A 14,436-nucleotide genomic window follows, 5' to 3' on the forward strand; every position below is an offset into this window, starting at 1 on the left:
GGGCAGGCGTTTCAGCTGGGCCGCAGGAGGTCAGGGACGCCGTCCAGCCTGGGCGGGACGCTCGGCGATCACCGGGAAGACGCCGGTATGGCCGCGACGTTCCTCGGCGGCGGCAAGGATTCGTTTCCGGGAACCGAACCACCCGGCCACAAGCAGCGGTGCGAGGACCAGCACGGAGGCAAGGACCCAGCGGCCCGTTTCCGAGAAGCCCATAGTGACCAGGACGAACGCCAGGAATCCGAGGGTCAGGTAGGAAGTGAAGGGTGCACCGAAGAGCCGGAACGATGGCCGCTCGACCTTGCCCTCCCGCACCCAGGACTGGAGCCTGATGTGGCACAACATGATGGTGGCCCAGCCTCCGATGATGCCGATGGCCGAGACCTCGAGCACGATTTCGAAAACCTGGGACGGAACGATTGCGTTGAGGGCTACACCCAGCAGCGTAATGACTGCCGTCAGCAGGATCCCGCCGTAGGGTACGCCGGATGCGCTGATGCGGGCGGTGAACCGTGGGGCCGAACCGTTTACCGCCATGGAGCGGAGGATGCGGCCGGTGGAGTACAAGCCCGCATTGAGGCTGGACAGGGCGGCGGTGAGGACCACGAAGTTCATCACAGAGGCGGAAACCGCACCGGCCTGCGGATCGCCCAGATGGGAGAAGAACGTGACGAACGGCGATTCGCCCGCCTTGTAGGCGGTGAAGGGCAGGAGCAGGGACAGCAGCAGCACGGAACCGACGTAGAAGATGGCGATGCGGAAGACAACGGTATTTACTGCTTTGGGCATGACCTTCTGCGGGTTGGCGGTCTCCCCCGCGGCGGTTCCGACCAGTTCGATGGCGGCATAGGCGAACACGACGCCGCTGATGGCCAGCAGCGGCGCCACCGCACCGGTGGGAAAGGCGCCGCCGTGGTCCAGGATCACTCCGAGGCCGGGAGTTCCGATGTCCGTCCGGCCGCCGAAGACGATGAAGCAAACCCCGACGACGAGGAAGATCACCAGGGCAGCCACCTTGATGAGCGCGAACCAGAACTCCATCTCGCCGAAGATTTTCACTGAGACAAGGTTCAGCGCCAGCACGACGACGAGGGCCGCCAAGGCAATCAGCCACTGCGGGATGGACCGCAAAGGCTCCCAGAACTGGCCCCAGAACTTGATGTACAGGGCGACGGCGGTAACGTCCACGATCGAGGTCATGGCCCAGTTGAGGAAGTAGAGCCAGCCGGCGGCGTACGCCATCTTCTCGCCATAGAACTCCCGGGCATAGGAAACGAACGAGCCCGACGACGGCCGGTGCAGCACCAGTTCGCCGAGCGCACGCAGGATGAGGAAAGCGAAGAAACCGCAGACGGCGTAGACCAGGATCAGCGACGGCCCGGAGCCGTTCAAGCGGCCGCCCGCCCCCATGAAGAGGCCGGTGCCAATGGCTCCGCCGATGGCGATCATTTGGATCTGCCGGGGCTTGAGGGTCTTGTGGTAGCCGGCTTCTTCGCTGGCGAAGTCCTGCGCGGCCGTGGTCCTGTCACCGACGAGTTCCCGGGCGTTTTCTACCGCATCCGCGGGGTCGAACTGTGTGGTTTTCATTCCTGGGGTCTCCTTTGACTCCATCGAATTGATACGCCCGGCCCCATTGCCCTGCGCACGGTAGACCACTCTAGGTTCCGGTTCCGAACAAAGAACTGTCCGTGCCGCTAAATTCGCGCCATGCTGGTTGTGCCGGAGAGACAAACCCACCCGGACGTACGGGGAGTAGAGTTCTTGGCCGGACAACCTCCTTAGAGAAAGAAACACGGTGGCATCCCACAAAACTGCCGAGCATGTCAAAGGCGCCATGCTCAGCGACATACTTGAAGACATCGGAGTCGACCACGGACGGCTGGTGGTCGCCCCGGCCGCGGATAACGGCACTGTTCGCGAAACAGCCATAGCGGACGCCGAGGACGACGAACCCCTCCGGCCCGGAACCTTGGTCCTGCTGATCGGGGCCCGCGGCCGCGCAGCCCTGCCGGCAGTTCGCCGGCTGCTCCCCTACCGGCCCGTAGCCATTGCGGTCAAGGGCACCGAAGGCGAGCTTGAGCCCATCGCGGAGCTGCTTCGCCCGGAAGGGGTCGGGCTGGTGGCCGTCCCTCCGGCGATGCGTTGGGACACCTTGGAGGGCATCGCCAAGGACCGTATCCAGGAACCGGCCCTCAACGAGGGGTCGGACGTCATGCATCGGGACCTCTTCGCGATCGCGGCGACGGCGGCCACGCTGGCCAACGGCCACGTCGTCATCGAGGATCCGAGCAACCGGGTCCTGGCCTACTCGCCGGCCTCGAACGAGGTCGACGAGCTGCGGCGGCTGTCCATCCTGGGGCGGAAGGGCCCGGAGCGCTACCAGAAATTGCTCAAGGAGTCGGGCGTGTACAGGCACCTACAGGCGTCTGAAGAGCCCGTGCACATGGCCGCCAACCCCCAGGAAGGCCTCCGGGAACGGGTCGCCGTCGGGATCCATGCCGGGCGCCGCGTGCTGGGGTACATCTGGCTGCAGGAGGGCACCGAGCCCCTGGCCCCCAACACGGACAAGATCATGGTGGGCGCTGCCCGCCATGCCGCGATCGAATTGGTCCGGCACCGCAACGAACAGTCCCAGTCGCTGCGGCGGGACCGGATTTCCAGCCTGCTCAGCGGAACGCCGCAAATCCATTCGCAGGCCCAATCCGCCGGCATCGATCCGAGCAGGCCTGCGGCCCTGGTCCTCATCTCGGCCACGGGTGACGGCGATACGGCCCCGGGCCTGCAAATGCGGCGCGGGGAGCTGGCCAACGTGGCATCGATCCACGCCGCGGCCTATCGTCCGGGCGCGGTGGTGGGAGCCATCGGACTGGAAATAGCGATGATCCTGCCCGACCTCGATCCCGTGAAGTCACCCCCTGCGATCAACCGCCTGGTCAACATGATCGTCCGCGATGCCCGCCTGCACCTGCACTGCCAGGTACAGGCCGCCGTCGGCCCCGTCGTCGAGCGCCTTGATGAGCTGCATGGAACGCTAGGTCATGTCCGTAACGTGCTGAAAGTCCTGGAAGACACACCGTCCATCAACGTCGCTTCCTACAGCGATGTGGAGACCAAGGTGCTCACGCGCGAGCTCTTTGAGCTCCTGGGCTCCAGGACCCGGCTCCGGCACGACGGCATCACCCTGCTATGCCACCGGTATCCCGAGTTCGCTGCCACGCTCCTTGCGTACCTGGAGTTCTTCGGGGACGTGAACCGGTGCGCCGAGGAACTCGCGGTCCACCGCAACACCGTGCATTACCGGCTCCGCCGTGCCTGCGAGTTGAGCGGCATCGACCTGCAGGACCCCGACCAACGGCTGCTGGCCCACCTGCAGATCCGGCTGTGGACCCATTCCACGGCGCCGCTGAACGAAAACCTCGAGGCCCACCCCCATGATTGACCTGCAGAACCTCCTGGACGACATCGTCGGGGACATCCAGCCGTTCGTCGGCCAGGGCGCGGCAGCGGACTACATCCCTGGACTCGCGACGGTGGACACCACGCAGTTCGGCATCGCTGTCGCTACCCGCGAGGGCGAGGTCTACGCCTCAGGCGATGCCACCGTTCCGTTTTCGATCCAGAGCATCTCGAAGGTGTTTACGCTTGCACTGGTCCTGGCCGGGGACGGCGAGAGCATCTGGAAGCGCGTCTTCCGCGAGCCGTCAGGCAGCCCTTTCAATTCCCTGGTCCAGCTCGAGCACGAAGACGGGATTCCGCGCAACCCGTTCATCAACGCCGGGGCGCTGGTGGTCACGGACCGGCTGCTCACCGTCACGGACGGCTCCGCTGCGGAGGCTGTGCGTCGTTTCATGCGGGACGAAAGCGCCAACCCGGGCATCAATTCCGACGCCGAGGTGGCCGCTTCGGAAGCCCGTAACGGCCACCGCAATGCGTCCCTGGCGCATTTCCTGGCCAGCTACGGCAACCTCGAAAACACGGTGGAGGCGGTCCTCGATGCCTACATCGCCCAATGTTCCATTGCGATGAGCTGCACGGACCTCGCCCTCGCGGCCAGGTTCCTGGCCAGCAACGGCAGGCGGGCCGACGGCACGGCCTTCCTGCCGGCGTCGCAAACCAAACGGATCAACGCAGTCATGCTGACCTGCGGCACCTACGACGCTGCCGGCGAATTCGCCTACCGTGTGGGCTTGCCGGGCAAGAGTGGAGTCGGCGGCGGCATCATCGCCGTGATACCCAACAACTGCACCATCTGCGTCTGGAGTCCCGGGCTGGGCCGCTCCGGGAACTCAGTGGCCGGAGTTGCGGCGCTGGATGCCTTCACCACGCGGACGGGCTGGTCGATTTTCTGAGGCCCGGCCGGTTACGACACAGGCTCTGAACCCCGCTTAGCCGCGTCCGATGAACGGCATGCCGGCGGCGGTCACCAGCAGTGAGCCGATATTGGCCGACGGCGGCATGCCGGCCATGAGCAGCACCGCACGGGCGGCGTCCTCCACCGGGAACATGGGTTCCACGCGGCGGCTGCCGTCGGCCTGCAACGCGCCGGAGCCGACGCCGATGGTGTCCATGATTTCGGTACGCGTGTTGCCGATGTCGATCTGCCCGCAGCTGATGTTGTACGGGCGGCCGTCCAGCTCGATGCTTTTCGTCAGGCCGCTGATGGCGTGCTTGCTCACCGTGTACGCCACCGAGAGGGGCCGGGGCGAATGCGCCGAGATGGAGCCGTTGTTGATGATGCGCCCGCCCTGCGGCTCCTGTGCCTTCATGGAGCGGACCGCCTCCGCGGCGCAGAGCATGGCACCGGTGACGTTGACGGCCAGGGTGCTTTCCCAGGCGGCGAGGTCCATTTCGTCCACGCTGCCCGAGGGGCCGAAGATGCCGGCGTTGTTGAAGAGCACGTCCACCCTCCCCCAGCGCCGGCGGGTTTCCTCGAAAAGCTGCGCGACGCCGTCGGGTTGTGTCACATCACAGGGCACCACCAGCGCCCGGGGATGATCGGCGGCGGTCTCCTTGAGGGGAGCCTCCCGCCGGCCCGCCAGGGCGAGCGACCAGCCCTCGGCGAGCATCAGCCGGGCCACCGCGCGCCCGATGCCGGAACCGGCTCCGGTAACGACGGCGACGCGCGGGGTCTGTGCTTCAGTCATGGTGTTCCCTTCGTGCTGCCGCGGAGCAAGATCAGCGTACTGCGGGGGCGTCCGCCAGCAGGGGCCAGCCCACGACAGTCTTGGGCCGAGGCGCAGCGTAGGTGCGCACCTTGGACGTGGACAGGCCCAGCCGGACCAGCGACTCGGCGATGGTCACCGCGGCGGCGACGCCGTCGACCACCGGGACGCCGCAGCGCCGGCGGATCTGCTCGTCGAGGCCCGCCATGCCGCCGCAGCCGAGGACGATCACCTCGGCCTTGTCGTCGCGGACGGCGCGTTCGGCCTGCTCCACGATCGCTTCAACGGCACGGTCAGGGTGCTCCTCCAACTCCAGGACGGCCATGCCGCTGGCACGCACCGAGGCGCAGCGGGCGTCGAGCCCGGCCAGCTTCAGGCGGTCCTCGATCAGCGGAACGGCGCGGTCCAGTGTGGTGACCACGGAGTACTTGTGGCCCAGGAACATCGCGGTGCTCGCCGCGGCCTCGGTGATGTCCACGACAGGGACGTCCAGCAGTTCCTGCAGCCCTTCCCGGCCGTGCTCGCCGTATCCGGCCTGGACAACGGCGTCGTAGGGTTCCGGGTAGCTGAGAACCTTGTCCATGACGGCGATCGCCGCGAGGTAGCTTTCGAAGTTGCCTTCGCAGGAGTCGGCGCCGAAGCGGGGAGTCAGCCCCACGATTTCGGTGCCCGGGGCTGCGGCGGCCGCTGCCTGGGCGGCGATGGAGTCAGTCATGGACTGGGTGGTGTTGACGTTGGCGACAAGGATGCGCATGGTTTCCTCCTGGATTCCCGGCGAGGCTTAGTGGGTGCTGGCGACGGCGATCGGCTCGCCGGAGACGTCGTCGTGCTTCTGCTTGCGGTCCGCCACCAGATAGTACGCAACGGCGGCCACGCCCGCTCCGAAGAACCAGGCAAACGGTGCCACTGCCTCCAGCGTCGGGACGAAGGCAATCAGGATTGCGACGGCTGCCGCCGGGACCATCGCGGTGATTGCCCTGGGGTTCACGCCCTTCTTGTAGAAGTAGGCACTGCCCGGCGCCTCGCTGTAAAGCGCCGGGACATCGACCTTGCCGCGGCGGAGCAGCCAGTAGTCGGCCATGACCACGCCGAACAGCGGGCCGAGGAGGGCGCCGAGGCCGCCTAGGAAGTACACGATCACCAGCGGGTTGTTGTAAAGGTTCCACGGCAGGATGACCAGGCCGATGGTGCCGCTGACCCAGGCCGCCTTGCGGAAGTTCAGGTGCTTAGGGAAGAGGTTGGTCAGTGCGTAGACCGGGGCCACGAAATTGGCCATCAGGTTCACTGCGATGGTGAGGATCAGGACGGCGAGGCAGGCAAGGACCAGCAGGAAGGTGTTGGGGATGCTTTCGATGATCTGCGAGGGGCTCTCGATGACGGTGCCGTTGATCTTGTACTGGCCGCCGGCCAGGATCACCACGATGGCGCCGAAGACGAGCATGTTGATCGGGATGCCCCAGAAGTTGCCGCGGACGATCGACTGCTTGCTGACCGAGGAGCGGGTGAAGTCGCAGAAGTTCAGCACGAAGGTGCCGTAGATGGAGACCCAGAGGGCGCCGCCGGCGAAAATGGTGCGCCACATCTCGGCGCCTTCGAGGCCCTTGATGCCGGTCCACTGGATGGAACCGTGCGCTTCGAAGAAGACCCAGGCCGCCAGGAGCACCATGGTGACGAGGATGACGGGGCCGGCGAAGGCCTCGTACTTACGGATCATCTCCATGCCAAAGCTGACAATGACGAGCTGGATGATCCAGAGCGACACGAAGGTGAGCCAGCCGAGTGTGGACAGTCCCAGGATCGAGTTGCCGTCCAGTTCCTTCAGGCCCGGGAACATGGCGACGAGCATGACACGGAACACCACGGAAGCCAGGAAGGTCTGGATGCCGAACCAGGCGACCGCCACGGCTCCGCGGATGAGGCTGGCAAGCTGTGCGCCGCGGATGCCGAAGCTGATGCGGCTCATCACCGGGAACGGCACGCCGGTCTTGTGGCCCATGAACCCGGAGAAGTTCAGGAGTGCGAAGAGCAGTGCAGCGCCGATGCCCAGGGCCACCAGGATCTGCCAGCCGCCAAGGCCGAGGGAGAAGAGCCCGACAGCGAAGGCGTAGTTGCCAAGGCTGTGGACGTCGTTGGCCCAGAGGGTGAAGATGCTGTAGCTGGTCCAGCGCCGCCCCTGTTTCTTGGTGGGGGCCAGGTCCAGGTTGTACAGGGTGGGGCTGATGGAACGGCCCACCGCAGCGGAGGCAACCTCGCAAAGAGCTTCGTTGGCCGCATGATGGGTGGAACTTTTGGGCAGTGCCTGTTCCGGAGCCGATGTGTTGCCGACCGGGGAAGTCGAATTCATCGTGGGTCTCGCCTTCTAACGTTGCTTCACGGAAGTTCCGCCACGGCTGAATCGCTCTTCGATGAGCATTTCCACATAGCGGAATGAGATTATTGAATGGTGAAATAACGATATGACCCGGGTCACCCTTTGGTCAAGATGGACCAGGCCGTACCCCGGTCACAATCCGGCGTCCGGAGGGTATGGTTTGCCTCATGTCCGCTTCTGTCCTGCCTCCCACCAGCGGCGTCCTGCTCGCTGCGGGCGCCGGAACCCGGCTCGGTCTCGGGCCCAAGGCACTGCTGCCGTTCCGGGATCGCACGCTCGTGGAAGTGCTGGCCGATGTGCTCCGGGAGGGCGGCTGTTCCGAAGTCGTCGTCGTCCTTGGCGCCGAAGCGGAGAAGGTGGCCGCACTACCCGGGCTTTCCAGGCACCGGACAGTTGAGAACCCGCGGTGGCACGAGGGCATGGGCGGGTCCTTCCGCACCGGAATCGCCGGGGCTGCCGCCGGAAACAACGTGCTGCTTGCCCTGGTGGACCAGCCCGGACTCAACAGCGAAACCGTGGCGCGGCTGCTCCGCAAGCACCGACCGGACCGCATCACCGCCGCCGCCTACCCCGACCTGTCCGGCGCCCTCCGCCGGGGCCACCCCCTGGTGATCGACGCCGCGTTACGGGAGGACGCCGCAGAGTCGGCGGCGGGCGACGCCGGGGCCCGGCATTTCCTCAAGGCGCACCCCGGCCTGGTGGACCTCGTGGATTGCGGCGACATCGCCGACGGCGGGGACGTGGACACCAAGGCGAACCTGCATCTGCTGGGCTGAGCTCCGCCCGACCCCGCTCCCTCCCCGCCCTTCCCCAAGTAACTCGCAGTTGTTGTCGTCTTGGGCGCCCAAAACGACAACAACTGCCAGTCAGTTGGGCTTGTGGCCACGATGCCTGTGGATAACCCGGCAATGAGCCCCGAAACCTGCGAGCATGCGGGCATGAAGATCCCGAAGCCTTTGCCGGAGCCGATGGGAGGGGCCCCGTTCACTGTCCAGGAAGCGCTCGACGCCGGAGTGACACGGCGGCGGTTAAGGCACCGTGCGTTGGACTCACCGAGCCGCGGCATTCGGCGCCCTGAACTGGCGACGGTCACGGCGCTGTCGGATCAGGTGCGCCCGTTCACCGTCGTTACGGAGTTTTCGGCGGCGTCCCACGCGACGGCCTTTGTGCTCTGGGAGTTCCCGGGCTTCCACCCGGATGCCGATAGTCGTGCGGTCCACATATCCCGGCCGGACACGATGGCCATTCCCCGCCGCAAAGGGGTAGTGGGCCACGTGGGGCAGTTTTTTGAGGACGAAATCACGTGGGCCGAGGGCCTGCTCATCACGAGCCGCGCGCGTACATGGCTCGACTGCGCCCGAAGGATGAGCATCGACGAAATCACCGTCGTGGCAGATCATCTGCTCCGCCGGCCAAGGCCTGAATTCGAGGGGCGAAGCGAACCCTACGCGACCCCTGACGAACTGGCGGACATGCTTGACCGGCACAAGGGAACACCCGGTATCCGGAAGGCGCGGCTCGCCTTGGAGCAAGCCCGGATCGGCTCAGACTCTGCGCAGGAAACCAGGCTCAGGCTGGCACTTGAGCGGGCGGGGCTGCCGGCCCCCGGACTGAACGTTCCGACGGAACTCTCTTCCGGCGTCGTCCGGGAACCCGATTTGTCTTACGCGGAGTATCGCGTCGGGGTCGAATACGAGGGCGACGGCCATTCGGAAGCTGCGCAGATCGTGCGGGATATCGCCCGCGAGGAGGACTTCGCCCGCGCCGGCTGGAGACTTGTGCGGATCTCAAGACGGCATATGAGGAACGGGGCACGTTCCGCCGTCGTAAAGGTCCGCAGCGCGCTCATCGATAGCGGCTGGTCCCCCAAGTAACTCGCAGTTGTTGTCGTTTTGGGCGCCCAAAACGACAACAACTGCAAGTCAGTTGGGCTGGCTTCCTTAGACGCCGACCTCTTCCCGGGCCTTCTCCTTCAACCCCAGGTAGATCTTGTCCCGGGCGATCGGCAGTTCGGCGAAGCGCACCCCCGTGGCGTTGCGGATGGCGTTCGCGAGCGCCGGGGCCACCGGGTTGAAGGGGCTTTCGCTCATCGACTTCGCACCCAGCGGGCCGAGTTCGTCGTTCGTCGAGGCGAAGTAGACCTCGCTGCGCGGCACGTCCGCGAAGGAGGGGATGTGGTACTGCCGCAGGATGTCAGTGGTGACGCGGCCGGCGTCGTCCACTTTCACTTCCTCGTACAGCGCAACGCCGATCGCCTGCGCGATCCCGCCCTCGATCTGCCCGCGGCACTGCCGGGGATTGACCACAACGCCGGCGTCGGCGGCCTGCACGCTCTGCAGGATCCGTAGTTCCCCGGTCCCGGTGTTCACGGCCACCCGGAAGCCGTGGACGTTGAACGCGACCGAACGCGGGGTGCCGCCCCAGCGGCCCTCGGCGGAAAGTTCGACGCCGGCCCGGTGCGCCGCGCGGTACACCTCCCCCAGCGGCAGGCTGCGTCCGCCGCATATGACGGCGCCGCCGTCGAGCACGCAGTCCGCTTCCGGGACGTCGCTCAGCGTAGACGCCACGGTCCGGATCCGGCGGGCCAGTTCCTGGGCGGCGAGCAGGGTCGCCTGCCCGGCCACCACGGTGCCGGCGGAACCGAAGGCACCGGTGTCGTGCTCCACGAGGTCGGTATCGGACTGCCGCACCGCCACTTCCGTGGCCCGGGTACCCAGCGCCGTCGCCGCGAGCTGGGCGTGAACCGTGGTGGTGCCATTGCCGAACTCCGCGGTCCCGACGGCGGCGTCGTACGTGCCGTCCGGCAGCAGGCGCAGGCGGGTGTGGGCGTAGTGGCCGCGCGGCGGGACGGTGTCGATCATGGACAACGCGGAACCGGTGCCGGTGACCCATTCCGGGCCAAGATCGTCGAGGCCGGCATTCCGGTAACGTTCTCCCCCGCGCTCGAGCGCATCCCGCACCAGCTGGATGCATTGTTCCAGGCCGTAGCTGCCGTAGTGCACATCCTCTTCCGGCTCCGGCTGGATGGAGAGCATGTCGTCGCCGGGACGGACCATGTTCCTAAGCCGGAAGTCCAGCGGGTCCATGCCGATGCCCTCGGCGAGCTCATCGATGGCGGATTCGATCGCGAAGATCACCTGGCTCAGCCCGTAGCCGCGGAAGGCACCGGCCGGAACCGTATTGGTGTACACGGCCCGCGCGTCCACCTTCTTGTTGGCGCACTTGTACACCGCGAGGGATTCGCCGCAGCCGTGGAACATGACTCCGGGGGCGTGGTTTCCGTAGGCGCCGGTGTTGGTGACCACGTCCAGTTGCAGCGCGGTGAGCAGTCCCTCCCTGTTGGCCCCGGCCTTGAGCTTGATGGTGAAGGGGTGGCGCGTGGTGGTGGCGGTGAACTGTTCGGTACGGGTGAATTCCACCTGCACGGGGCGGCGCAGCTTCAGCGCGGCGAGGGCCACGAGGTCTTCGGTGAGCACCTCCTGCTTGCTGCCGAACCCTCCGCCCACCCGGCCGGCGACCACCCGGACGCGGTCCTCCGGCAGCTCGAAGACCCGGGCCAGGGTCCGTTTGACAAGGAACGGCACCTGGCTGGAACTGCGGACCACCAGCCGGTCCTCGTCGTCGAGCCACGCGATCGAGGAATGCGTTTCCATGGCTACGTGCTGCACGCGCTGGGTGCGGTAGGTCTTCTCGTGGATGACGTCGGCGGCAGCGAAGCCCGCGGCCATGTCGCCCAGTTCGGAGTGGACCTCGGCCACCACGTTCTCCAGGGGCCGGGAGATCCGGCTCGCTTCGCCGTCCTTCTCGCCATGGACGGCAGGAGCGCCGGGTTTCAGGGCGTCGGCCGGGGTGAAGACGGCGTCCAGCAATTCGTATTCGACCTCGACGGCGCGTGCCCCCGCTTCCGCCGCGGCCACCGAGTCGGCGACGACGGCGGCCACCCGCTGCCCGATGAAGCGCACCACGTCGTCCAGCACCCGGGTGTCGTCGGGGTCGTCCGTGTAGAGCTCGTGCTGCGCGGTGGAGAACAGCTGCGCCGGGGCGTCCTCGTGGGTGAAGACGGCCACCACGCCGGGAACCCGCAGCGCCGCCGCGGTGTCGATGGACACGATCCGGGCATGGGCGTGCGGCGAGCGCAGCAGCTTCAGGTGCAGCAGGCCGGGCAGCTGCTCCGGCGGAACGTCGAGCGTGTAGCGGGCGGTGCCGGTGACGACGGCGTGCCCCGCCGGGGCGGGAACGTTATCGCCGAGCTGACCCGAACCCTGCTGGCCGGAACGCTCGCCGCTGTGCCCGCCCGTGCCGCAGACTGCGTCGGCAATGGAGCGGTAGCCGGTGCAGCGGCAGAGGTTGCCCTTGAGGCTGCGCGGCAGGTTGGCCTTCTGCTCCTCGTCGAAGGTGGCGGCGGTCATCATCATGCCCGCCGTGCAGAAACCGCACTGGAAGCCCTGGTTTTCCAGGAACTGCTCCTGCACGGGATGCAACTCCCCCTCGGCGCAGCCCGCGGACGCCGGCAGGCCCTCGATGGTGGTCACCGAGTGCCCCTCGGCGCGCACCGCGGGGTAGATGCAGCTGTGCACGGGGGTGCCGTCCACGTGGACGGTGCAGGCGCCGCAGTCGCCGCCGTCGCAGCCTTTCTTGACCCCGAGGTTTCCCTGTTCGCGCAGGAAGGTCCGCAGGCACTGGCCCGGGCGTGGCGACCCCGCGGCGGGGGTTCCGTTGATTTCAATTGCCATTCGGGGCCTCCTTCGTGGGGGCGGGGGTCTGGGCAGCGGAAGGTTGCGCGGAGGTGGCATGCGGTTGTCCGGCGGGGCTCCAGAAGTCGCCCGACACCCGGATTCCTTCGCCCAGGAGTTCGGCGCGGATTTCCTCCGCCAGGCGGAACGTCATGTCGCGGCGCCAGGCGGGCAGGCCGTGGATGTCGTCGTGGTACAGCTCCGCCGGAATCGAGTGTTCGACGGCGGCGGCCAGCTGCTGCGGGTCCGGCAGCTCCGCCGCGGCGAAGCGCAGCTGCACCGGGCGTTTGGTGGCGGCCGTGACCGTCAGGACCAGTCCGTCGTCGGGATCCAGACGTCCGGTCAGCAGCACGCCGGAGCGGCCGAGGTTGCTCAGCGAGAGCCGGCGGAACGCCACTTTGGCGGACAGAGCGGACGCCGGGAGGAAGATGCTGCGCAGCAGCTCGCCGGGGGCCAGGCCGTTGCTGGCGTCGCCGGTGACGAAGTCCGCCACCGGGACGGTGCGGGAGCTGCCGCCGGGGCCGAGGATGGTGGCGGTGGCGTCGAGCCCGGCGCACAGGGAGATCATGGGCCCGGCCGGCAGCGAGGTGCAGATGTTGCCGCCCACGGTGGACATGTTCCACACCTTGAAGGAGGCCACAAAGGAGTCGCAGCACGGCCGCACAAGGTCCAGCCCGGACCAGCCGCGCCCGGCTACGGAAGCGGATTCCGGAAGGGCATAGAGCTCCGCGACCGTGCAGGTGGCGGCAAGTTCGATGCCGGCATCGCTCACGGAGACGGGGGTCCAGCCGGCCTGGCCGAGGTCCAGCAGGCGCCGCAGCGGCCCGCCGTCGGAGACGGAACGGCCGAAGGCGAAGCTGCCGTACGAGAACAGGACCGTTCCGCCTGCCAGCCAGGCGTCGCCGTCGCGCCATTCGGCCGGGTCGGTGGTGGGCACCACCGCCTCGATGGTGTTCATGTCCATGGTTCTGCCTTTCGGGCCGTGCTTGCTGAAGCCGTGGTTGGTGACGTTGTTGCGTGGATGGGGCCGCTGCGGTCCCTGAGGGGCGCGGCTGAGGCGTCGCCCCGGGACGCGATGATTTCCGCCGTGACTGACACCGCAACTTCGGCGGGGGTGACCGCGCCCAGGTCCAGGCCGATCGGGGAATGGAGCCGTTGCAGGGCCTCGGCCGTGGCGCCTTCGGCCAGGAGCGAGTCCACGCGCTGGCGGTGGCTGCGCCTCGATCCCATGGCCCCCACATAGGCGAGGTTCAGGTCCAGGGCGGTGCGCAGGAGCGGGATGTCGAACTTGGGATCGTGGCTGAGCACGCACACCACGGTGCGTGGGTCGATCCGGCCGGCGGCGGCCTCGGCGGCGAGGTAACGGTGCGGCCAGGCAGTGGCCAGTTGGTCGGCGGCACGGAAGCGTTCCTGGCCGGTGAACGCCGGCCGGGCATCGCACAAGGTCACGTGGTAGCCGAGCAACTTCCCGGCCGGGACCAGGGCCGCACCGAAGTCATTGGCGCCGAAGACCAGCATGCGCGGGGCGGGCAGCCGGCTTTCGACGAAGAGGGTGACGGGTTCGGTGTCCGGATCACAGCCCCCGGGCGATTCGAGGCGCACCAGCCCGGCGCGTCCGCCGCGCAGCAGCGGTTCGAGCTGGGCGGCCGCTGCGCCGAGCACCACGGGATCGTTTCCCAACAGGCGCCCCAGTTCGGCCGAAGCTACGGCGCGGAAGGCCGAAGGATCGTCGACGACGACGGCGCCCGGGGCGTCGAGCCTGCGGATGAGCGCCAGCCCGGTGCCTGCGTCCCTGCCGGCCAGCGCGCTTAGCCCTGCGAGTGCGGCCGGGTCGGCCGGCTCGATGTGGACTTCCAGTTCGCCGCCGCAGCTGAGCCCGGCGGCGAAGGCGTCCTCGGCACTGTAGCCGAACAGCTCAAGGCGGCTGCCGCCGTCGCGCATCGATTCAAGGGCCGCCTCGACGACGGCGCCTTCGACGCAGCCGCCGGACAGGCTGCCCAGGACCTCGCCGTGTTCGGAAACCAGCATCGAGGTGCCCGTAGGCCGGGGAACGGAACCGCCGCAGGCCACGATGGTGGCGACGGCGCAGCGCTGGCCGCTCAGGGCGGGCTGCCAGCTGCCAAGGGTCGGCATCAGATCCAGCATGGAGAACACTTCCTTTACCGTGACGTTC

Annotated in this window: 11 protein-coding genes; 4 read left to right on the forward strand and 7 right to left on the reverse strand. The window is 67.5% G+C overall.

Annotation, left to right across the window (positions count from 1 at the left end; genetic code table 11):
• Positions 1–30: 30 nt before the first annotated feature.
• Positions 31–1,584 carry an amino acid permease gene (locus ACZ9CK_RS14790; RefSeq protein WP_476050312.1) on the reverse strand — a complete coding sequence of 518 codons (1,554 nt, stop codon included), beginning with the start codon at positions 1,582–1,584 and terminating at the stop codon, positions 31–33.
• Positions 1,585–1,792: 208 nt separating this feature from the next.
• Here ACZ9CK_RS14790 and ACZ9CK_RS14795 point away from each other — a divergent pair, with 208 nt between their 5' ends.
• Positions 1,793–3,436 (forward strand): PucR family transcriptional regulator, encoded by a 1,644-nt coding sequence (locus tag ACZ9CK_RS14795; RefSeq protein ID WP_426299732.1) that lies wholly within the window; start codon positions 1,793–1,795, stop codon positions 3,434–3,436.
• Positions 3,432–4,346 carry a glutaminase gene (locus ACZ9CK_RS14800; protein WP_426303511.1) on the forward strand — a complete coding sequence of 305 codons (915 nt, stop codon included), beginning with the start codon at positions 3,432–3,434 and terminating at the stop codon, positions 4,344–4,346. Before ACZ9CK_RS14795 ends, ACZ9CK_RS14800 begins: the two co-directional genes overlap by 5 nt.
• Before the next feature lie 36 nt (positions 4,347–4,382).
• Here ACZ9CK_RS14800 and ACZ9CK_RS14805 read toward each other — a convergent pair whose 3' ends face one another.
• From ACZ9CK_RS14805 to ACZ9CK_RS14815, 3 genes are read right to left on the reverse strand one after another with little or no spacing between them, the layout of a single operon-like run.
• Positions 4,383–5,141 (reverse strand): SDR family oxidoreductase, encoded by a 759-nt coding sequence (locus ACZ9CK_RS14805; RefSeq protein WP_426299734.1) that lies wholly within the window; start codon positions 5,139–5,141, stop codon positions 4,383–4,385.
• A 31-nt stretch (positions 5,142–5,172) separates the two neighbouring features.
• Entirely contained in the window at positions 5,173–5,913 is a 741-nt protein-coding gene (locus ACZ9CK_RS14810) for an aspartate/glutamate racemase family protein (protein WP_426299736.1), read from the reverse strand.
• A 27-nt stretch (positions 5,914–5,940) separates the two neighbouring features.
• The gene (locus ACZ9CK_RS14815) at positions 5,941–7,503 is read right to left on the reverse strand and encodes an NCS1 family nucleobase:cation symporter-1 (protein ID WP_476050313.1); all 1,563 of its coding nucleotides are present in this window, start codon (positions 7,501–7,503) and stop codon (positions 5,941–5,943) included.
• 194 nt (positions 7,504–7,697) lie between these two features.
• Here ACZ9CK_RS14815 and nboR point away from each other — a divergent pair, with 194 nt between their 5' ends.
• Together nboR and ACZ9CK_RS14825 are read left to right on the forward strand one after the other, a co-directional pair.
• On the forward strand, positions 7,698–8,306 hold the full coding sequence (gene nboR, locus ACZ9CK_RS14820; protein ID WP_476050314.1) for a nicotine blue oxidoreductase: 609 nt from the start codon (positions 7,698–7,700) through the stop codon (positions 8,304–8,306).
• 162 nt (positions 8,307–8,468) lie between these two features.
• Complete coding sequence (locus ACZ9CK_RS14825; RefSeq protein WP_476050315.1) at positions 8,469–9,404, forward strand: hypothetical protein; 936 nt, start codon at positions 8,469–8,471, stop codon at positions 9,402–9,404.
• A 66-nt stretch (positions 9,405–9,470) separates the two neighbouring features.
• On the opposite strand, the gene ACZ9CK_RS14830 is transcribed toward ACZ9CK_RS14825, so the two are convergent.
• The 3 genes from ACZ9CK_RS14830 to ACZ9CK_RS14840 are packed head-to-tail and all read right to left on the reverse strand — an operon-like array spanning position 9,471 to position 14,408.
• Positions 9,471–12,263 (reverse strand): molybdopterin-dependent oxidoreductase, encoded by a 2,793-nt coding sequence (locus ACZ9CK_RS14830; RefSeq protein ID WP_476050316.1) that lies wholly within the window; start codon positions 12,261–12,263, stop codon positions 9,471–9,473.
• Entirely contained in the window at positions 12,253–13,227 is a 975-nt protein-coding gene (locus tag ACZ9CK_RS14835) for an FAD binding domain-containing protein (RefSeq protein WP_476050317.1), read from the reverse strand. Before ACZ9CK_RS14835 ends, ACZ9CK_RS14830 begins: the two co-directional genes overlap by 11 nt.
• Positions 13,218–14,408, reverse strand: a complete 1,191-nt coding sequence (locus tag ACZ9CK_RS14840; protein WP_476050318.1) for an XdhC family protein — start codon at positions 14,406–14,408, stop codon at positions 13,218–13,220. Before ACZ9CK_RS14840 ends, ACZ9CK_RS14835 begins: the two co-directional genes overlap by 10 nt.
• Positions 14,409–14,436: the final 28 nt, after the last annotated feature.

Source organism: Arthrobacter sp. TE26545 (genome assembly GCF_056279005.1).

Excerpts from the sequence above, each read along its gene's own strand:
- ACZ9CK_RS14840 (WP_476050318.1), bottom strand. The coding sequence starts at position 14,408 with ATGCTGGATCTGATGCCGACCCTTGGCAGCTGGCAGCCCGCCCTGAGC.
- ACZ9CK_RS14805 (WP_426299734.1), bottom strand. The coding sequence starts at position 5,141 with ATGACTGAAGCACAGACCCCGCGCGTCGCCGTCGTTACCGGAGCCGGT.
- ACZ9CK_RS14835 (WP_476050317.1), bottom strand. The coding sequence starts at position 13,227 with ATGGACATGAACACCATCGAGGCGGTGGTGCCCACCACCGACCCGGCC.
- ACZ9CK_RS14815 (WP_476050313.1), bottom strand. The coding sequence starts at position 7,503 with ATGAATTCGACTTCCCCGGTCGGCAACACATCGGCTCCGGAACAGGCA.
- ACZ9CK_RS14810 (WP_426299736.1), bottom strand. The coding sequence starts at position 5,913 with ATGCGCATCCTTGTCGCCAACGTCAACACCACCCAGTCCATGACTGAC.
- nboR (WP_476050314.1), top strand. The coding sequence starts at position 7,698 with ATGTCCGCTTCTGTCCTGCCTCCCACCAGCGGCGTCCTGCTCGCTGCG.
- ACZ9CK_RS14825 (WP_476050315.1), top strand. The coding sequence starts at position 8,469 with ATGAAGATCCCGAAGCCTTTGCCGGAGCCGATGGGAGGGGCCCCGTTC.
- ACZ9CK_RS14790 (WP_476050312.1), bottom strand. The coding sequence starts at position 1,584 with ATGAAAACCACACAGTTCGACCCCGCGGATGCGGTAGAAAACGCCCGG.
- ACZ9CK_RS14830 (WP_476050316.1), bottom strand. The coding sequence starts at position 12,263 with ATGGCAATTGAAATCAACGGAACCCCCGCCGCGGGGTCGCCACGCCCG.